Here is a 17,862-nt window from a genome sequence, read left to right on the forward strand (position 1 = left end):
GAAAGCCGCTCATCTGCTGTTTCCTTAGCTGACAGGTATTAGGGCAAGCCCCCTCCCACATTGGATGTGCAGAATTCCATTAAGTGGGTTCCCACTTGTATGCACATGTCTATCCCCGACACTCCATCAGTCTTATCCCCTTCGATGTTTCTGTTTGGCGCCCGCGCCCCTATAATGGCTGCCTTTTTCGCCCAATGATTTTGCGGAGCTGGTGATGGCCGAACGTAAGGCGTCCGTCGAGCGCGACACTCTGGAAACCCAGATCAAAGCCTCGATCAACCTGGATGGCACCGGAAAGGCCCGATTTGATATCGGTGTACCTTTTCTTGAGCACATGCTGGACCAGATCGCCCGTCACGGGCTGATCGACCTGGATATCGTCAGCAAAGGCGACCTGCATATCGATGACCACCACACTGTGGAGGATGTCGGTATCACCCTCGGCCAGGCATTTGCCAAGGCCATCGGCGACAAAAAAGGCATCCGTCGCTACGGCCACGCCTATGTCCCGTTGGACGAAGCGCTGTCGCGCGTAGTCATCGACTTCTCCGGCCGCCCAGGCCTGCAGATGCACGTGCCCTACACCCGCGCCACCGTGGGCGGCTTCGACGTCGACCTGTTCCAGGAATTCTTCCAGGGCTTCGTCAACCACGCGCTGGTCAGCCTGCACATCGACAACCTGCGCGGCACCAACACCCACCACCAGATCGAAACCGTGTTCAAGGCTTTCGGCCGCGCCCTGCGCATGGCGGTTGAGCTGGATGAGCGCATGGCCGGGCAAATGCCCTCGACCAAGGGCGTCTTGTAATGCAGACGGTCGCGGTTATCGATTACGGCATGGGTAACCTGCACTCGGTGGCCAAGGCCCTCGAACACGTAGGTGCCGGCAAGGTGCTGATCACCAGCGATGCCAACGTGATTCGCGAAGCTGACCGGGTGGTGTTCCCCGGCGTCGGCGCGATTCGCGATTGCATGGCCGAGATCCGCCGCCTGGGCTTTGACAGCCTGGTGCGCGAAGTCAGCCAGGACCGCCCGTTCCTCGGCATCTGCGTGGGCATGCAAGCCTTGCTCGACAGCAGTGAAGAGAACGACGGCGTCGACTGCATCGGCCTGTTCCCGGGCCAGGTGAAGTTCTTCGGCAAAGACCTGCATGAAGACGGCGAGCACTTGAAAGTCCCGCACATGGGCTGGAACGAAGTTCGCCAGACCGTGGATCACCCGCTGTGGCACGACGTGCCGGACCTGGCGCGCTTCTACTTTGTGCACAGCTACTACATCGCCGCCGGCAAGCCGGCCCAGGTGGTGGGCGGCGGGCATTACGGCGTCGACTTCGCGGCTGCGCTGGCTGACGGTTCGCGCTTTGCCGTGCAGTTCCACCCGGAGAAAAGCCATACTCATGGCCTGCAATTGCTGCAGAACTTCGCCGCCTGGGACGGGCGCTGGTAAATGAGCCGCAAGCCGAAGCCGCCGATCCTGAACCTCACGCCCGAACAGGAGAGTGAGGCTACCCTCAAGATCAAGCGTTTCATGGAAGATCGCTTCGAGCTCAAGCTGGGTTCGTTCGAGGTCGCCGAGATCCTCGAACTGTTCACCACCGAAGTAGCTCCGCACTATTACAACAGGGCGATTTTCGACACGCAGACGCTCCTTAAAGAAAGGTTCGAAAGCCTCGAAAGCGACTTGTGGTCGCTTGAGAAACCCTGATTTCCCAAGCATTGCTGAATATCGAATAAGGTTTGCCAGATGCTGATTATCCCCGCTATCGATCTCAAGGACGGCGCTTGCGTACGTCTGCGTCAAGGCCGCATGGAAGACTCCACCGTGTTCTCCGATGACCCGGTGAGCATGGCCGCCAAATGGGTGGAAGGGGGCTGCCGTCGCCTGCATCTGGTGGACTTGAACGGCGCCTTCGAAGGCCAGCCGGTCAACGGCGAAGTGGTCACGGCTATCGCCAAGCGCTACCCGAACCTGCCGATCCAGATCGGCGGCGGTATCCGCTCCCTGGAAACCATCGAGCACTACGTCAAGGCCGGCGTGAGCTACGTGATCATCGGCACCAAGGCCGTGAAAGACCCGGCGTTCGTCGCCGAAGCCTGCCGTGCGTTCCCTGGCAAGGTCATTGTTGGCCTGGACGCCAAGGACGGTTTCGTCGCCACCGACGGCTGGGCTGAAATCAGCACCGTGCAGGTGATCGACCTGGCCAAGCAGTTCGAAGCCGACGGCGTGTCCGCCATCGTTTATACCGACATCGCCAAAGACGGCATGATGCAGGGCTGCAACGTGCCGTTCACCGCTGCGCTGGCCGCCGCAACCAAGATCCCGGTGATCGCTTCCGGTGGCATTCACAACCTGGGCGATATCAAGTCGCTGCTGGACGCCAAGGCGCCTGGCATCATCGGCGCGATCACCGGCCGTGCGATCTATGAAGGCACCCTGGATGTCGCCGAAGCCCAGGCTTACTGCGACGCCTACAACGGCTGAGGACTGACCATGGCGCTGGCCAAACGCATCATCCCTTGCCTGGACGTCGACAACGGTCGCGTGGTCAAGGGCGTCAAGTTCGAGAACATCCGTGACGCCGGTGACCCGGTGGAGATTGCCCGTCGCTATGACGAGCAAGGTGCCGACGAGATTACCTTTCTCGACATCACCGCCAGCGTCGATGGCCGCGACACCACGCTGCACACTGTCGAGCGCATGGCCAGCCAGGTGTTTATCCCGCTGACCGTGGGCGGTGGCGTGCGCACCGTGCAAGACATCCGCAACCTGCTCAATGCCGGGGCGGACAAGGTCTCGATCAACACCGCCGCCGTGTTCAACCCGGAATTCGTCGGCGAAGCGGCGCAGCACTTCGGCTCGCAATGCATCGTCGTGGCCATCGACGCCAAGAAGGTGTCCGGCCCGGGCGAAATCCCGCGCTGGGAGATCTTCACCCACGGCGGTCGCAAGCCTACCGGCCTGGACGCGGTGGAATGGGCAATGAAGATGGAAGGCCTGGGCGCGGGTGAAATCCTGCTGACCAGCATGGACCAGGACGGCATGAAAAACGGCTTCGACCTCGGCGTTACCCGTGCCATCAGCGATGCGCTGGGCATTCCGGTGATCGCTTCCGGCGGCGTCGGCAACCTGCAACATCTGGCCGACGGCGTGATCGAAGGCCACGCCAGTGCGGTGCTGGCGGCGAGTATTTTCCACTTTGGCGAATACACCGTTCCCGAGGCCAAGGCCTACATGGCGGCACGCGGTATCGTCGTTCGCTAAACGCTGCTGGACACCATGACAGGCGCGGGGCACTCTCTGCGCTTGCCATGGATTCCGGTAACCCTTCATGTTCAAAGCGCTTCTGCTTGCCCTCGCCAGTACTTCCGTTTTGTTGGCGGGTTCGGCCCACGCCGAAGAACCGTCCGGCACCGCCCTGGTGTTGCTGACGGAAAACTTCCCGCCCTACAACATGGCGAAAAACGGCAAGAACTTCGCCAAGGAAGAGAACATCGAAGGCATCGCCGTGGACATCGTGCGCGAGACCTTCCAGCGCGCCGGCATCTCCTACAACCTCACCCTGCGTTTTCCTTGGGAGCGAATCTACAAGCTCGCCCTGGAAAAGCCTGGCTATGGTGTGTTCGTGATGGCGCGCCTGCCGGACCGCGAGGCCCTGTTCAAATGGGTCGGTCCCATCGGCCCGGACGATTGGGTGCTGCTCGCCAAGGCCGACAGCAAGCTCCAGCTGGATGACCTCGACCACGCACGCGGCTACAGGATCGGCGCCTACAAAGGTGACGCCATCGCCGAGACCCTGGAAAAGCAGGGCCTCAACCCGCTGGTGGTGCTGCGCGACCAAGATAACGCGCAAAAGCTGCTGGATGGCCAGATCGACCTGTGGGCCACCGGCGACCCTGCCGGGCGTTACTTGGCGCGACAGGTAGGCATCACCGGGTTGAAGACCGTGCTGCGGTTCAACAGTGCCGAGCTTTACCTGGCGCTGAACAAAGACGTGCCGGATGAAACCGTGAGCAAGTTGCAGGCAGCGCTCGATCAACTGCGCAAAGACGGCGCTATTGACGAGATCATGGCGCGTTATCTTTAGCGCGGTTTGAGCAGGTCCACACGCAGGGTCGAGGGCTGGTCAGCCTGGTCGTAGGCGTAGGTGCAAATCTTGTAGGGCTTGTCGCGCACCGTTATCAGCCGTGCATATTTCTCCAGTGGCATGTCCGGGTAGTCATTGAGTGGGTACACCAGGTCGATGATGTCATCGTCCTCGTCTACCGGAGGAGGGGGAGGAATGGGCAAGTAATCTGCCGGCCGCAAACAGTCGGTGGTGGCGGCTGGGCCGTATTTGTAGGTGTAGCGGTTCATGAACGGCGGTGCCAGGTTCCAGACCACGGTGTAGGCTGCCAGGCCTTGTTTATCCAGACTGATGGTCAAGTTCGGGGTGCGTGCCGGGCCGGGTTCGGCCAACTCTACCGCCAGGGTCAGGGCATTTCTCATCATGCCGTTGGTCACGTTTTGTTCGGCGGACTTCACGCCGACGATGCACAACATGTGCAGGCCAGTTTGTGGCCCGATGGCATCATTGATATAGGCGTTTTCGGCCTTGATCGGCGCACTGTAGTGCACCGGGTTTTCGCAGTCCAGAGCGCGCCGGGTGGTCTTGTAGCGGTAGAACGGTGTGTTGGTGGCGAACGACAGGTTCCAGCGCGGCACGATGCTTTTGCTTTTACCGCCGGGCTTCTGCACGAAGTATTGCTGGATCGGCTCCGGGTTTTTGAAGGTGATGGCGGTGGCCGGGTAGAGGTCGCATTGCTCGCTGTCGGCTTGCAATACGCCCTTTGCAAAGCAGTGATTGAGGAAGGTTACCGGGCTGCCGTAGTTGGTTTCGGCATGCCAGGTGGGCAAGCCGTTGTTGATCTCGCAGGGGGCATCGCGCTGGCATTTACGTTCTGCGGGCTGGTCACGGGTGCTGGTGCTGAGAATGCCGAACAGCCTATTGCTGGCACGATCCAGCAACGGGCCGCCGAAGGCACCGCGGCCTACGCCCTGGCATTGGTTCTTCATGGTCACGCGCCACACGAACGGTTGCTCCACCAGTTCACGGGAGGTCTGATGGGTGCAGGCGGAGAGGTGCAGGGTGTCCCATTCCGGAGAGAACAACGCGAGGATGTCATTGCCGTCGGTGGGCACTTCCTCGGCCAGTTTCAGTGGTTGGATACCGGCCTTGATCAGCTCGGCGAGTGAGGTTTGCAACTCGATGATTGCCAGGTCTACCCCTTGGCTGCTGCCCCATTTCAAGGTCTTGAGCGAGTAAGTCTTGAAGGTTTCGAGGGTGTCGTCGAAGTAGTTGAAGCTGATGCTGCCCTTCATCGGCAGGTCTTTTTGCACGGCGCCGTTCAAGCGATGCAGGCAATGGCTGCTGGTGATCACATAGGCCGGGCCTGAGTGGCCATCTTCGTCGCGGGTGTCCAGCAGGCTGGCGGTGCACAGGGTTTGGGATTCGTTGCGTATGCGGCCGACGCCGGTCCAGTGGTCATGCTGGTGCCGGGCATTGGTGAGTGGTCGAGCGGGGCTGGCGTTGGCCAGGCCTTCGCCGAAGTCTTTGGGCGCGGCCCACAGTGTCGAAGGCAACGCGGTCAGCATGGCGCAGATTAGTGCGAGGTTAAGTGCTCTCATGAATCTTCCTTGAGTGGACGCAAGACCGCCCAGAACGGCCTGGACGGCTGCCTTGGGGCAGGCATCCACTATCGAACGATCCTTTGCCGCTCAGGAGGTAGTTATCTAGCGGGTTGGGGGTAAAGGCGTACAGACCACCTGGCAATCTTTGGTAGGCGGATACTCACTCCAATACACGCTGTCACCATCGGTATAGCTGACGTCGGTGGCTACCTGGGTACCGTTTTTGCGTAGCAGGCGGTAGTCGCTTTGGATCAGGTATACCGCTACCGCCTTGTTGGCCGGGACTGCCGCCGCAATTTCGAACGCAGTGGAAGAAGTCCAGCCACTGGATGACGTCTCGGTATGGGTCAGGCTTTTACTCAACTTGGCCGAAAACTTTATCGATGAGCCCCAGAGGTTGAACTGCCATTCGCCGCCCACTTCAATGGCGGTGGTTTGGGCAAGTGTCTCGGATTTACCTCCATTTTCACCGCGTGTTGCCGTCCACTTGAAGGTCTGGTTGACCGATGTCTTGTTGTGACCGAAACCTACCAATACGTACCGGTCGGTGCGCTCCAGGCGGTAGGTGGGTGATATGCGCAACTGTTCGATCGGGCGCAGGTTGGGGTCTTTTACAGTGAACCAGGGGATTTCGCAGGTATGGGTAATATGGGCCGCTTCGAAGGGCGACGGTTGCCGATAGCCGGGAAGTGCGGGGGCGGGCGGTGCAGTGTTGACGGTCTGAGGGAGTTGAATGCGCAGTGAGTAGGCAGCGACGTGGGTCGCGGGTTGGGTGTAGCTGTTGGCACCCACGAACGTGCCGGCGGAAAAATACGCCTCGCCCGATGCGGCTCCCGGTGGCGTGATATTCCACGCACTGAAATCCGCGTGGGCGCCGCTGCCCTGGTCGTTCCAGATCAGATCGCTGATGTAGGAGGCAATGACCAGGTTGGCCCGTACGCAGCGGATGGCATTGCGTGACGGTTTGTCATGGCCGATGCCACAGACGAGGCCAAGGGCGACGTACCCTTCGGGCGGAATGGGGCGCCATATGGCGCCATTGGAATGGGCGTTTGAGCCTGAGTCCTTCCATACCAACTCGTATTCGACGGGGGCGCTGAGCGCTTTGTCCTGTTGGCTGCCCGCTGCGTTGCTGACGACAGCGACGATGCGTTGTTTGTTGACGTTGCCATACCCGCTGATAGCCAGGTCTCCCAGGGGGAAGAAGCCATTCAAAAAGTCTGACGAAGGCACTGGCCGCCAGAAGCTGACCGGGTTGTCACTGCCGGCGCCTTTGTCATTCCAGAGCGGGCTGAACTCGCTGGTGAAGTTAATCAGCAGGTTTGAGTAGCGGATTGATTCCATTGCAATAGCAGTCCTGAAGAAGTGAGCCGTGAAGGCCAACTATTCAGGAACGGCTATTGTGCAAGCGGTACTTAATTGCGCGCAGGCTGATAGGTGCCGTTCTTGCCATGCCCGGCCATCGCCTGATTGCTGCGCACGCTGATCATCAACTTGATGTCGATCCAGTCGACGCCCTGGGCCTTGAGCTTGGGCAGTTCGCGCTCCAGCACGGCCAGGGTTTGCGGGTAGGGATGCCCGATCATGACCGCCGAGCCCTGTTTGTGGGCCAGCTTGATTGCCGTCTGCAACTGTGTGGTGATCGCCGCTTCGGTGCGCTCGTCATCGAGGAACACATCCCGCGAGACGCTGGCCAAGCCGATCTTCTGCGCCTCGGCGGCTGCCACGGTCTGGGCGCTGGTGCGGCTGTCGACAAAGAACTTGTTGCGCCGTTGCAGTTCGGCCATCAACCACGCCATTGCCTGCGGCTGCGCGGTCATGCGACTGCCCATGTGGTTGTTGATGCCGGCGGTGTAGGGCACGGCCTTGAATGCGGCATCCAGGCGCTTGCCGAGTTCTTCGATGGGCAGCTCCGGGTGCCAGGCGAACGGGCCGGTGGCTGGGTCCATGGGCATGTGCAGGATCACGATCTTGCCGGCCTTGTGGGCTTCGCGGGCAAATTCAGCGGCGTGGGGCGTGTCAGGCATGATCGCCGTGGTCACAGGGCCCGGCAGCGCCAGCACGCGACGATCCCGGGGCAGGTTTTGCCCAAGGTCGTCGATGATCAGGGTCAGGTAGGCTTTGTGCGGTTCGCTGACCGGGGCCGCTTGAGCGACCCCGGCCAGGCTGCACAGCACAGCGATGATCAGGGCAAGACGCATATCAACGGCTGCGGGTGATGCTCAAACCTTTGAGCAGGCTCAGCGCCTGGGCCAGTTGGTAGTCATCGTCCTGCGGCATTGGCTTGGCTTTCACGCCGCTGCCGCTGGGTTGGTCGGCGCCGCCATTGCCATTGCCCAGGTGACCTTGCAGGTCAGCCTCTTTGTAGTATTCGCTGTCGGCCTCGTTGGTGATCTTGGCCTTGCGCACTTCGATGTCCGGCACGATGCCCTGGGCCTGGATCGAGCGGCCGTTCGGCGTGTAGTACAGCGCGGTGGTGATCTTCAGCGCACGGTCATTGTTCAGCGGCAACACGGTTTGTACCGAGCCTTTGCCGAAGCTGGTGGTGCCCATCAGCACGCCGCGCTTCTGGTCTTGCAGGGCACCGGCGACGATTTCCGAAGCCGAGGCGCTGCCGCCGTTGATCAACACGGCCAGTGGCACGTTCTCGCTGAGGTCGTTGCCAGTGGCCGAGAAACGCAGCTCGGAATTGGCGATACGGCCCTTGGTGTACACGATCAGGCCCTTGGTGATGAAGTGGTCGACCACTTCCACCGCTGCCTGCAACACGCCACCTGGGTTGTTACGCAGGTCGAGCACGATGCCGTTGAGCTTCTTGCCGTTGTCCTTGCGCAGCTTGGCCAGGGCCTTGGCCACTTCGTCGCCGGTCTTGACTTGGAACTGGGTGATGCGGATGTAACCGTAGCCCGACTCCAGCAACTGGCTCTTCACGCTCTTGATCGTGATGGTCGCGCGGGTCAGCGTCACGTCGAACGGCGTGCCGCCGTCGCGTACCAGGGTCAGGGTAATCTTCTGGCCGATCTTGCCGCGCATCTTGTCGACGGCTTCGGTCATGGTCTGGCCGCGGGTTGGCTGGCCGTTGATCTTGACGATGAAGTCACCGGCCTGGATGCCGGCCTTCGATGCCGGCGTGTCGTCGATAGGCGACACGACTTTGACGTTGCCGTCTTCGGAGCCGACTTCAATGCCCAGGCCGCCGAATTCACCGCTGGTGCTTTCCTGCAGCTCGGCGAAATCTTCCGGGCCCAGGTAGGCGGAGTGCGGGTCGAGGTTGCTGAGCATGCCCTTGATGGCATTTTCCAGCAGGGTCTTGTCGTCTACGGGGTCGACATAGGCTGCCTTGATCCGGTCCATCACCTCGGCAAAGGTGCGCAACTCGTCCAGCGGCAAAGGCGCCTTGGTGGTCGCGGCCGTGGCGGCGGGTGCCGTCTGGTCGGCGAACGCCAGGGGCGCGCCGATCAGCAGGGCGATGGTCAGGGCCAGCGAAGTGAGGCGGGACAAATGCAGCATGTCGAACGAACTCCTAATGTAGATGCAGCCCTATCCTTGGGACCGGCACCATTGTGCAGGATCGCTCGGGCGACCCTGCTGACGAATAGCGAAGTACAGCGCCGGGGTGTCCTGGCCACCACTGTTACCGACAGTGGAGATGGATTCACCGGCTTTTACAACATCACCCGCCGACTTGAGTAAAGTCTGATTGTGGCCGTAAAGACTCAAATAGCCATTACCGTGGTCCAAAATCACCAACAAACCGGCGCCGCGCAACCAATCGGCAAACACCACGCGCCCACCGTGAACGGCATGCACCTGGCTGCCGGCGGAGGCGCTGATCATCACGCCATCCCACTTGGCGCGGGTGTCGTCGCCACGGGTTTCACCGAAGCGTGCCAGTAATCGACCATCAACTGGCCATGGAAGTTTGCCGCGAGCGGAAGCAAAAGGGCCGCCGAAGTTCTCGCCGGCGCTGGAAACCAGCGGGCCAGGGGCTGCGCGCGCCGGTTTGCGCGGTGCCGGTGCATCCGTGGTGGCTGCCAGCTCGGCCTCACGCTGGCGCTTTTTTTCGGCTTCCTGCTGGGCGATCAGCGCTTTTTGCCGCGCTTCTTCGGCCTCACGTGCCTGGCGGGCCAGGGTTTCTTCGATGGTTTTAAGGACTTTGGCCAGGTCGGCCTGGTCTTGCTCGCGGGCCTGCAACTTGGCGTCGCGGGCCTTTACGTCGTCGTTGAGCTTGGCCAGGGCCAGTTGGCGTTGCTTGCGCACCTTGTCCAGTTCGTCACGTTGGACGGTGAGGGCGTTTTTCTGGTCTTCCAGCTGGGATTGCTGGTTGGCGATTTCCTGCTCGACGTTGACCAGCTGGCGCAGGGTCTCGTTGAAGCTTTTCAATTGCTCCAGACGGGCTTTGCTCAGGTAGTCGTAGTAGGTGAGGGTGCGCGCGAATTTCTCGGGGTTCTGCTGGTTGAGCAACAGCTTGAGGTATTCCTGGCGGCCATTCTGGTAGGCGGCGCGGGCCTGGATCGCGATCAGGCGTTGCTGTTCAACGCGTGCGCTCTGGAGTTTTTTTTTCTCACCGTCGAGTCGCTCCAGTTCCGACTCGCTCTTCTTTAGTTCTTTTTGCAGCTCCTGGACTTGCTTCTCCAGCTTGCCCATCTCGGTTTCCGTGCCGCGCAGGTCTTTTTGCACCCCGGATTTTTCTTCCTGGAGCTTGCCGAGCAGTTTTTTCAGCTCGGTAATGTCCTGACGCGTAGCGTCCAACTGTTGTTGGGTTTGTGCGCGCTCATCGGCAAACGCCGGTTGGAGCAGGCAGACAAGAGCGAGGGTAATCAAGGCGCGAAGCATAGAGGCGGGCGACACCAGGGAAATGGACGGCCTAGTATGCCCGCCAACTGCTGCAAAAAAAACGCCCAATTCGGGCGGGAGGGCAAGATAGGTGCCGAGTGGCGATGTATGGCAATAGGACATCTACCAAACAGTGAAGATCCAATGTGGGAGGGGGCTTGCCCCCGATAGCAGTGTGTCAGCCAAGCATGTGTTAGCTGACCCACTGCAATCGGGGGCAAGCCCCCTCCCACACTGTTTTGCGGTGATGCCAGGAATCAGACCAGGATTGACGTGCCGGTCATCTCCACCGGCTTCTCCAGCCCCATCAGTTTCAGCATGGTTGGCGCCACATCTGCCAGCACGCCGCCTTCACGTACCTTCAAATCACGCTTGCCGACATAGATGAACGGCACCGGCTCGGTAGTGTGAGCAGTGTGGGCCTGACCGGTGGATTCATCGGACATCTGCTCGCAGTTGCCGTGGTCAGCGGTGATCAGCGCTTCACCCCCCACCTTTTCCAGGGCCTCGACGATACGGCCGACGCATTTGTCCAGGCATTCCACGGCCTTGGTCGCGGCTTCCAGGTTGCCGCTGTGGCCAACCATGTCACCGTTGGCGTAGTTGACCACGATCACGTCGTAACGCTGGTGATCAATGGCGTCGACGATCTTGTCGGTGACTTCCGGCGCGCTCATTTCCGGCTGCAAGTCGTAGGTGGCGACTTTCGGCGATGGGATCAGGATGCGTTCTTCGCCCGGGAACGGTTCTTCACGCCCGCCGGAGAAGAAGAAGGTCACGTGGGCATATTTCTCGGTTTCGGCGATGCGCAGCTGGGTCTTGCCGTTCTTGGCCAGGTAGTCGCCCAGCACGTTTTCCAGGCTGCCCGGTGCGAAAGCGGCGGGGGCCGGGATGCTCTTGGCATATTGAGTCAGGCCGACGTAGTGCACTTTCGGCTGGCGCGCACGTTCGAAATCCTTGAAGTCATCTTCGACAAACACGCGGCTCAGCTCGCGGGCGCGGTCGGCGCGGAAGTTCATGAACACCACGGCGTCGCCGTCTTCCACTTTCACCGGCTCGCCGATGGTGGTGGCCTTGACGAATTCGTCGCTCTCGCCACGGGCGTAGGCGGCTTCCAGGCCTTCCTGGGCGGTAGCGGCGTTGAATTCAGCCTGGCCGTCGACGATCAGGTTGTAGGCCTGGGACACGCGGTCCCAACGGTTGTCGCGATCCATGGCGAAGTAACGACCGATCAGGCTGGCGATACGGCCCTTGCCGAGGGCGGCGAAGGTGGCGTCCAGCAGTTCGATGGAGGATTGCGCGCTTTTCGGCGGTGTGTCGCGACCGTCGAGGAAGGCGTGCAGGTAGATCTTGTCGGCACCGCGCTTGAACGCCAGTTCGGCCATGGCGACCAAGTGGTCCTGGTGACTGTGGACGCCACCGTCCGACAACAGGCCCATGAAATGCACGGCCTTGCCGGCAGCCACTGCTTTATCGACCGCCGCGCAGATAGTCGGGTTCTCGAAGAACTCGCCATCGCGGATCGCTTTGGTCACACGGGTGAAGTCCTGATAGACCACTCGTCCGGCGCCCAGATTCATATGGCCGACTTCCGAGTTGCCCATCTGGCCGTCCGGCAGGCCCACATCCATGCCGGAGCCGGAGATCAGGCCGTTGGGCACGGTGGCCACCAGGCGGTCGAGTACCGGCTTCTTCGCCGCGTAGACCGCGTTGTCGTGGTGGCTTTCACTGTGTCCGAAGCCATCGAGAATTATCAGGACCAAAGGTTTAGGCGTGGTAGTCATAGATCCTCTCGCGGCGGTAATAAAGGAAGGCAATTGAAAAGGGAGTGGCAGTTTAAAGCGAAGTTCCGACCACGTCACCGCTTTACGGGGGTTGGCCCCCCCTGACGGCTGTGTATACTTACCGCCATTTTAACGCCCTGGAACCTCCTTGATGGTTGATCACCTGATTGCATTTGCCACTGCCCACTACCTGCTCGTGGGTGCCTTCGTCATCCTGCTGGCGCTGCTGATCGCTCACGAATTGAGCCGCGGCGGCCGCAGCCTGAGCACGGCGGAGCTGACCGCGCTGGTCAACAAGGATGAAGCCGTGGTTGTCGATATCCGCCCGGCCAAGGATTTCGCCGCCGGCCACATCGTCGGTGCCCTGAACATTCCACAGGACAAGCTGATCGCGCGCCTGGCCGAGCTGGAAAAATACAAGGCCAAGACCATCATCCTGGTCGACGCCCAAGGCCAGCACGCCGGCACCCACGCCCGCGAGATGCTCAAGACCGGTTTCACCGCCGCCAAGCTGTCCGGTGGTATCGGCAGCTGGAAAGCTGACAACCTCCCGCTGGTGAAGTGATATGAGCCAGGTTGTCGTGTATTCCAGCGATTGGTGCCCTTACTGCATGCGGGCCAAGGCCCTGCTTGAGAAAAAGGGCGTTGCCTTCGAAGAGATCAAGGTCGACGGCAAACCCCAGGTGCGTGCCGAAATGGCCCAGAAGGCGGGGCGCACGTCCGTGCCGCAGATCTGGATCGGCGCCAAGCACATCGGTGGTTGCGACGACCTGTTTGCCCTGGAGCGCGCCGGTAAGCTTGATGCGCTGCTCGCCTAACCCCTAAAAGACCCCAAGATCACAAGGATCTGCGATGACTGACCAACAGAACACCGAAGCAGCAGAAGCCCAAGGCCCACAGTTCTCGCTGCAGCGCATCTACGTACGTGACCTGTCGTTCGAAGCGCCGAAAAGCCCGGCCATCTTCCGCCAGGAATGGACCCCAAGCGTCGCGCTGGACCTGAACACCCGCCAGAAAGCCCTGGAAGGTGACTTCCACGAAGTCGTGCTGACCCTGTCGGTCACCGTCAAGAACGGCGAAGAAGTGGCCTTCATCGCTGAAGTGCAACAGGCCGGTATCTTCCTGATCCAGGGCCTGGACGAAGCGTCCATGAGCCACACTCTGGGCGCGTTCTGCCCGAACATCCTGTTCCCGTACGCCCGTGAGACCCTGGACAGCCTGGTCACCCGTGGCTCGTTCCCGGCACTGATGCTGGCTCCGGTGAACTTCGATGCCCTGTACGCTCAAGAGCTGCAGCGCATGCAACAGGAAGGTTCGTCGACCGTTCAGTAAGTCGACGCGGTAAAAATGTGGGAGGGGGCTTGCCCCCGATAGCGGTGGACCAGTCACAGGTGATGTTGACTGACACTCCGTCATCGGGGGCAAGCCCCCTCCCACATTTGTTATGCAGTGTTATTTAAAGCCCAGTTGGCGCCAGCCTTCGTAGACGGCAACAGCCACGGTGTTGGACAGGTTCAAACTGCGGCACCCTTCGCGCATCGGCAACCGCAAGCGATGGCCGTCAGGCAGCGCATCCAGCACCTCCGCCGGCAGGCCACGGCTTTCCGGGCCGAACAGGAAGGCGTCGCCCTCTGCAAAACTGACATCATGGAACGGCTGCGAACCCTTGGTGGTGAACGCAAACAACCGTGGATGCCCCAGGCTTTCCAGGCAGCTGGCCAGGTCGGCGTGACGTTTCAGGGTGGCATACTCGTGGTAGTCCAACCCGGCGCGGCGAAGGCGTTTGTCGTCCATGTCGAAGCCCAGGGGCTCGATCAAATGCAGGTGGCAGCCACTGTTGGCGCACAGCCTGATAACGTTGCCGGTATTCGGCGGAATTTCTGGTTGAAAAAGGATGACGTGAAACATGCACGGCTCCGAAGGTAAAGATGCGCTGCATTCTACCCCCGAAGAGGATCCAAGACCGAAGCTAATGCCGAGGGTCATGGGCTCTTTGGCGATTGTCGGCATGATGGTCGGCCTGATGATTGGCCGCCTGACCACTCCCGACCCCGTCGAGCTGCAACAGGTCGAGACCGCAAAGGACGGTGTAGTGGTGTGGTTCAACAGCGAGCCCAAGCTGCACGGCGAGCATATCGACGGCACCGTGGCGCTGCTCTTCGACGCCCAGGGCAAAGCGGCCAGTGGGCAGCTCAAGGTCAATGACAAGGATGTGAACTGGCGCATTCGCAAGACCGATGGCGGCCTGCTGCTGAACCTGGTGGCGGCTCGGCCGTTGCGCGGGGAGTGGAGCGGGGAGAAAGCCGATGGCCGCTGGCGGCTGGAGATCCATCTCCAAGAGCAATAAAAGAGGGAGTTCCCGGCCTGCCTGTACCAGGGCTCCCAAAACGGGGTGAAGCCAGAGGCTTCGGTGTTAAAGAGGGAATCCCCGGCCTGCCTGTACCGAGGTTCCCGAAACGGGTGTGGAGCGCGACGCGGTTCGCATCAAGCACCCCGGGTGTAAAGAGGGGATTCTCGGCCTGCCTGTACCAAGGTCCCCGAAACTGGGTAGTACTGGGGTTATTGCAGGGCGCGTGCCAGAGTGGCCAAGGTATCCCAAATAATTTCTCCATAAAGCGCAAAGCCCCGGAATACGGGGCTTTGGTTTTTTTGGAGTCTCAGTTTTTTTTTGCGCGGTGGATATTTCAGGCTTTAGGTCCGTGCCCGATGCCGGTTCACGGTGCATTCAAGCGGTGCACAATCCCGAAACTAATGGAGATCCAAATGTGGGAGGGGGCTTGCCCCCGATGGCGGTGTATCAGTCACAGGTGTAGTGACTGATCTACTGCTATCGGGGGCAAGCCCCCTCCCACATTGGATCTTCAGTGGATTTGAGACTCAGGCGTCATCGCCCTCGTCGTCATCCCCACCGTCGACCTTCATCCCCAGCTCCTTGATCTTGCGGGTCAAGGTATTACGCCCCCAACCCAGCAACACCGCGGCATCACGACGGCGACCGGCGGTGTGCTTCAAGGCGGTCTCGATCATGATCCGCTCGAACGCCGGCACGGCGCTGTCCAGCAGGTTCGACTGGCCGCGAGCCAAGGCCTGGTCAGCCCATTGGCGCAGCGCCTGTTCCCAGTTGGTCACCGGTGCCGAATCCTGCGGCAGGCTCAACAGCTCCGGCGGCAAATCGCTGATATGCACTTCGCGACCGGACGCCATCACCGTGATCCAGCGGCAGGTGTTTTCCAGTTGGCGTACGTTGCCGGGCCATGGCAGGTTTTTCAGGTATTCCTCGGTCTCGCTTTTCAGCAGCTTCGGCTCGACGGCCAGCTCCTGGGCGGCGCGGCTGAGGAAGTGGCGGGCCAGGGTCGGGATGTCTTCACGACGGTCCGACATGCGCGGAATATGGATGCGGATCACATTGAGGCGGTGGAACAAGTCCTCACGGAATTTACCCGCGTGCACCAGGGTTTCCAGGTTCTGGTGGGTCGCCGCGATGATGCGCACGTCGACCTTGACCGGCGTGTGCCCGCCGACCCGATAAAACTCACCGTCCGCCAGTACCCGCAGCAGTCGGGTCTGGGTGTCGGCAGGCATGTCGCCGATTTCATCGAGGAACAGCGTGCCGCCGTCGGCCTGTTCAAAGCGCCCGCGACGCAAGTTGGCCGCGCCCGTGAACGCGCCTTTCTCGTGGCCGAACAGCTCGGACTCCATCAAGTCCTTCGGAATCGCCGCCATGTTCAGTGCGATAAACGGCGAGGCCGCCCGTGGGCTGTGACGGTGCAGGGCGTGGGCCACCAGCTCTTTACCGGTCCCCGATTCGCCGTTGATCAGCACGGTGATGTTGGAGTGGCTCAAACGCCCGATGGCGCGAAACACTTCCTGCATCGCTGGCGCTTCGCCGATGATTTCCGGGGTGCGGGTCAGGGTGGGTGGCGCTTCCTGGCTCTGCTGCTCCTGGGCGTGCTGGTTGGCGCGCTTGACCAGCGCCACGGCCTCGTCCACGTCGAACGGCTTGGGCAGGTATTCAAAGGCACCGCCCTGATACGACGCGACAGCGCTGTCCAGGTCCGAGTGCGCGGTCATGATGATCACCGGCAAGCGCGGATGCTGCTCACGAATCCGCGCCAGCAAGTCCAGGCCACTGGCGCCGGGCATGCGGATGTCGGAGATGATCACGTCCGGCTGCTGGCGTGCCAGGCGGCTCATCACGCCGTCGGCGCTGTCGAAGCTCTGGGTGGTCATGCCTTCCTGTTGCAAGGCTTTCTCGAGGACCCAGCGGATAGAACGGTCGTCATCGACGATCCAGACAGTTTCACTACGGCTCATGTCGATGGGGCTCCTTGTTCCAGAGGCAGAAAGATCGAGAACGTGGTGTGGCCGGGATGGCTCTCACATTCGATCAGACCCTGGTGCTGGCTGATGATGTTCTGGGTAATGGCCAGGCCCAGCCCGGTACCGTCCGGGCGGCCGCTGACCATGGGAAAGAAAATGGTTTCCTGCAGTTCCGCAGGAATGCCCGGACCGTTGTCGATGATTTCGACCTTGGTCACCAGGCGATGGCGCACATGGCCGATGGTGAACTGACGCAGGGCGCGGGTGCGCAGGCTGATGCGACCCAGGCGCAGTTCGTTCTGGCTGCTGATGGCCTGCATGGCGTTGCGGACGATGTTGAGCACCGCCTGGATCATCTGCTCACGGTCGATCAACACGTCGGGAATGCTGGGGTCGTAGTCGCGCACCAAGGTGATGCAGCCCTGGCTTTCTGCCTCGACCAGTTGGCACACGCGCTCCAACACCTCGTGCACGTTGGTCATCGCCAGGGACGGCAGCTTGTTGGAGCCGAGCATGCGGTCCACCAGGTTACGCAGGCGGTCGGCCTCCTCGATGATGACGTTGGTGTAGTCCTTGAGGTTTTCGTCCGGCAGCTCGCGGGCCAGCAGTTGCGCTGCGCCACGGATACCGCCCAGCGGGTTCTTGATCTCATGGGCCAGGCCGCGCACCAGCATCTTGCTGGTTTCCTGCTTGGACAGCTGCGCCTCTTCCTTGGTGATGCGCAGCAGGCGGTCGCGAGGGTGTACTTCGAGCAGCAGCAGGGTGGCGCCATTGCTCAGGATGGGGGTCACGGCGTAGTCGACGGTCAGGGTCTGGCCGGTGAGGGCGGTGAGCATCGCTTCGCGCTTGGTGAACGGGTGCGCTTGCTCAACCGCCTGGCGCAACGAACTCAAGGCTTCGGCCGACTCGGTGAACAACTCGCTGATGAACTGCCCATGGCTGCGCTGGCCGCTGATGGCCAGGAGCATTTCCGCCGCCGGGTTCATGTACTCAAGGCGCAGGTCGTCATTGAGCAGGATGGTCGCGGTGGTCAGGTTGTCGAGTAACAAACGGTGCAGTGCATCGCTGATGGTCATCGGGACCTCTTTTGGAGCAACGCGCGGGCTTGAGGCACACGCTGATACAAGGAAAATGCAAAAACCAAACCAAGGCTCCGAAAAGAAGCGCGCAAGCCCTGAAATAAGGGTTTGAGGCGCGAAACTGTGGCGTTCTGCCAGCTTACTCGGGAAGTTTCGAACCAAAATGGGTTGGGTGG

General features: G+C 61.0%; 19 protein-coding genes. 10 read left to right on the plus strand and 9 right to left on the minus strand.

Annotation, left to right across the window (positions count from 1 at the left end):
- Window positions 1-214: 214 nt before the first annotated feature.
- The 6 genes from hisB to DYL61_RS25475 all read left to right on the plus strand — a co-directional run bounded on the left by hisB (window position 215) and on the right by DYL61_RS25475 (window position 4,084).
- Window positions 215-808 (plus strand): imidazoleglycerol-phosphate dehydratase HisB, encoded by a 594-nt coding sequence (hisB, locus tag DYL61_RS25450; protein ID WP_017849940.1) that lies wholly within the window; start codon window positions 215-217, stop codon window positions 806-808.
- Window positions 808-1,446 (plus strand): imidazole glycerol phosphate synthase subunit HisH, encoded by a 639-nt coding sequence (hisH, locus tag DYL61_RS25455; RefSeq protein ID WP_135310636.1) that lies wholly within the window; start codon window positions 808-810, stop codon window positions 1,444-1,446. The genes hisB and hisH overlap by 1 nt, the downstream gene beginning before the upstream one ends.
- Entirely contained in the window at window positions 1,447-1,704 is a 258-nt protein-coding gene (locus tag DYL61_RS25460; protein WP_105697697.1) for a DUF2164 domain-containing protein, read from the plus strand. It abuts the gene before it with no gap.
- 39 nt (window positions 1,705-1,743) lie between these two features.
- Window positions 1,744-2,481 (plus strand): 1-(5-phosphoribosyl)-5-[(5-phosphoribosylamino)methylideneamino]imidazole-4-carboxamide isomerase, encoded by a 738-nt coding sequence (hisA, locus tag DYL61_RS25465; RefSeq protein WP_003187784.1) that lies wholly within the window; start codon window positions 1,744-1,746, stop codon window positions 2,479-2,481.
- A 9-nt stretch (window positions 2,482-2,490) separates the two neighbouring features.
- The gene (gene hisF, locus DYL61_RS25470) at window positions 2,491-3,261 is read left to right on the plus strand and encodes an imidazole glycerol phosphate synthase subunit HisF (protein ID WP_135310637.1); all 771 of its coding nucleotides are present in this window, start codon (window positions 2,491-2,493) and stop codon (window positions 3,259-3,261) included.
- Between the two features lie 67 nt (window positions 3,262-3,328).
- On the plus strand, window positions 3,329-4,084 hold the full coding sequence (locus tag DYL61_RS25475) for a substrate-binding periplasmic protein (protein ID WP_135310638.1): 756 nt from the start codon (window positions 3,329-3,331) through the stop codon (window positions 4,082-4,084).
- On the opposite strand, the gene DYL61_RS25480 is transcribed toward DYL61_RS25475, so the two are convergent.
- From DYL61_RS25480 to gpmI, 6 genes are all read right to left on the minus strand, one after another.
- Entirely contained in the window at window positions 4,081-5,664 is a 1,584-nt protein-coding gene (locus DYL61_RS25480; protein WP_135310639.1) for a serine protease, read from the minus strand. The genes DYL61_RS25475 and DYL61_RS25480 overlap by 4 nt on opposite strands.
- A 105-nt stretch (window positions 5,665-5,769) precedes the next feature.
- Window positions 5,770-7,011, minus strand: a complete 1,242-nt coding sequence (locus tag DYL61_RS25485; RefSeq protein ID WP_135310640.1) for a Vps62-related protein — start codon at window positions 7,009-7,011, stop codon at window positions 5,770-5,772.
- 71 nt (window positions 7,012-7,082) lie between these two features.
- Window positions 7,083-7,868 (minus strand): divergent polysaccharide deacetylase family protein, encoded by a 786-nt coding sequence (locus DYL61_RS25490; protein ID WP_135310641.1) that lies wholly within the window; start codon window positions 7,866-7,868, stop codon window positions 7,083-7,085.
- A 1-nt stretch (window position 7,869) separates the two neighbouring features.
- Window positions 7,870-9,177: a S41 family peptidase gene (locus DYL61_RS25495; protein WP_135310642.1), complete on the minus strand. Its 1,308-nt coding sequence runs from the start codon at window positions 9,175-9,177 to the stop codon at window positions 7,870-7,872.
- Window positions 9,178-9,207: 30 nt separating this feature from the next.
- A complete protein-coding gene (locus tag DYL61_RS25500; RefSeq protein ID WP_135310643.1) occupies window positions 9,208-10,503 on the minus strand; it encodes a murein hydrolase activator EnvC family protein in 1,296 nt (431 codons plus the stop codon).
- A gap of 257 nt (window positions 10,504-10,760) precedes the next feature.
- The gene (gene gpmI, locus DYL61_RS25510) at window positions 10,761-12,287 is read right to left on the minus strand and encodes a 2,3-bisphosphoglycerate-independent phosphoglycerate mutase (RefSeq protein ID WP_105697703.1); all 1,527 of its coding nucleotides are present in this window, start codon (window positions 12,285-12,287) and stop codon (window positions 10,761-10,763) included.
- Between the two features lie 151 nt (window positions 12,288-12,438).
- On the opposite strand from gpmI, the gene DYL61_RS25515 reads away from it, so the two are divergent.
- The 3 genes from DYL61_RS25515 to secB are packed head-to-tail and all read left to right on the plus strand — an operon-like array spanning window position 12,439 to window position 13,619.
- Entirely contained in the window at window positions 12,439-12,852 is a 414-nt protein-coding gene (locus tag DYL61_RS25515; protein WP_135310645.1) for a rhodanese-like domain-containing protein, read from the plus strand.
- Between the two features lies 1 nt (window position 12,853).
- A complete protein-coding gene (grxC, locus tag DYL61_RS25520) occupies window positions 12,854-13,105 on the plus strand; it encodes a glutaredoxin 3 (protein ID WP_017734847.1) in 252 nt (83 codons plus the stop codon).
- 34 nt (window positions 13,106-13,139) lie between these two features.
- Window positions 13,140-13,619: a protein-export chaperone SecB gene (gene secB / locus DYL61_RS25525; RefSeq protein WP_012721755.1), complete on the plus strand. Its 480-nt coding sequence runs from the start codon at window positions 13,140-13,142 to the stop codon at window positions 13,617-13,619.
- 120 nt (window positions 13,620-13,739) lie between these two features.
- Here secB and DYL61_RS25530 read toward each other — a convergent pair whose 3' ends face one another.
- A complete protein-coding gene (locus DYL61_RS25530; RefSeq protein ID WP_010213874.1) occupies window positions 13,740-14,195 on the minus strand; it encodes a tRNA (cytidine(34)-2'-O)-methyltransferase in 456 nt (151 codons plus the stop codon).
- Between DYL61_RS25530 and DYL61_RS25535 the strand changes: the two genes are divergently transcribed.
- Entirely contained in the window at window positions 14,194-14,634 is a 441-nt protein-coding gene (locus tag DYL61_RS25535) for a hypothetical protein (RefSeq protein ID WP_135310646.1), read from the plus strand. The two genes, DYL61_RS25530 and DYL61_RS25535, sit on opposite strands and share 2 nt — an antisense overlap.
- Window positions 14,635-15,164: 530 nt before the next feature.
- Here the strand turns inward: DYL61_RS25535 and ntrC are convergent.
- Both ntrC and glnL read right to left on the minus strand, forming a co-directional pair.
- The gene (ntrC, locus tag DYL61_RS25545) at window positions 15,165-16,601 is read right to left on the minus strand and encodes a nitrogen regulation protein NR(I) (RefSeq protein WP_105697707.1); all 1,437 of its coding nucleotides are present in this window, start codon (window positions 16,599-16,601) and stop codon (window positions 15,165-15,167) included.
- The gene (gene glnL, locus DYL61_RS25550; RefSeq protein WP_016979130.1) at window positions 16,598-17,683 is read right to left on the minus strand and encodes a nitrogen regulation protein NR(II); all 1,086 of its coding nucleotides are present in this window, start codon (window positions 17,681-17,683) and stop codon (window positions 16,598-16,600) included. The genes ntrC and glnL overlap by 4 nt, the downstream gene beginning before the upstream one ends.
- Window positions 17,684-17,862: the final 179 nt, after the last annotated feature.

The sequence above is a fragment of the Pseudomonas nabeulensis genome, from assembly GCF_004682045.1.
Lineage (GTDB): Bacteria > Pseudomonadota > Gammaproteobacteria > Pseudomonadales > Pseudomonadaceae > Aquipseudomonas > Aquipseudomonas nabeulensis.

Bases quoted from the DNA above. Each gene is read 5' to 3' on its own strand.
- DYL61_RS25500 (WP_135310643.1), bottom strand. From the start codon at position 10,503: ATGCTTCGCGCCTTGATTACCCTCGCTCTTGTCTGCCTGCTCCAACCG.
- grxC (WP_017734847.1), top strand. From the start codon at position 12,854: ATGAGCCAGGTTGTCGTGTATTCCAGCGATTGGTGCCCTTACTGCATG.
- hisH (WP_135310636.1), top strand. From the start codon at position 808: ATGCAGACGGTCGCGGTTATCGATTACGGCATGGGTAACCTGCACTCG.
- gpmI (WP_105697703.1), bottom strand. From the start codon at position 12,287: ATGACTACCACGCCTAAACCTTTGGTCCTGATAATTCTCGATGGCTTC.
- secB (WP_012721755.1), top strand. From the start codon at position 13,140: ATGACTGACCAACAGAACACCGAAGCAGCAGAAGCCCAAGGCCCACAG.
- hisB (WP_017849940.1), top strand. From the start codon at position 215: ATGGCCGAACGTAAGGCGTCCGTCGAGCGCGACACTCTGGAAACCCAG.
- ntrC (WP_105697707.1), bottom strand. From the start codon at position 16,601: ATGAGCCGTAGTGAAACTGTCTGGATCGTCGATGACGACCGTTCTATC.
- hisA (WP_003187784.1), top strand. From the start codon at position 1,744: ATGCTGATTATCCCCGCTATCGATCTCAAGGACGGCGCTTGCGTACGT.
- DYL61_RS25490 (WP_135310641.1), bottom strand. From the start codon at position 7,868: ATGCGTCTTGCCCTGATCATCGCTGTGCTGTGCAGCCTGGCCGGGGTC.
- glnL (WP_016979130.1), bottom strand. From the start codon at position 17,683: ATGACCATCAGCGATGCACTGCACCGTTTGTTACTCGACAACCTGACC.
- hisF (WP_135310637.1), top strand. From the start codon at position 2,491: ATGGCGCTGGCCAAACGCATCATCCCTTGCCTGGACGTCGACAACGGT.
- DYL61_RS25530 (WP_010213874.1), bottom strand. From the start codon at position 14,195: ATGTTTCACGTCATCCTTTTTCAACCAGAAATTCCGCCGAATACCGGC.
- DYL61_RS25535 (WP_135310646.1), top strand. From the start codon at position 14,194: ATGCACGGCTCCGAAGGTAAAGATGCGCTGCATTCTACCCCCGAAGAG.
- DYL61_RS25480 (WP_135310639.1), bottom strand. From the start codon at position 5,664: ATGAGAGCACTTAACCTCGCACTAATCTGCGCCATGCTGACCGCGTTG.
- DYL61_RS25485 (WP_135310640.1), bottom strand. From the start codon at position 7,011: ATGGAATCAATCCGCTACTCAAACCTGCTGATTAACTTCACCAGCGAG.
- DYL61_RS25495 (WP_135310642.1), bottom strand. From the start codon at position 9,177: ATGCTGCATTTGTCCCGCCTCACTTCGCTGGCCCTGACCATCGCCCTG.
- DYL61_RS25475 (WP_135310638.1), top strand. From the start codon at position 3,329: ATGTTCAAAGCGCTTCTGCTTGCCCTCGCCAGTACTTCCGTTTTGTTG.
- DYL61_RS25460 (WP_105697697.1), top strand. From the start codon at position 1,447: ATGAGCCGCAAGCCGAAGCCGCCGATCCTGAACCTCACGCCCGAACAG.
- DYL61_RS25515 (WP_135310645.1), top strand. From the start codon at position 12,439: ATGGTTGATCACCTGATTGCATTTGCCACTGCCCACTACCTGCTCGTG.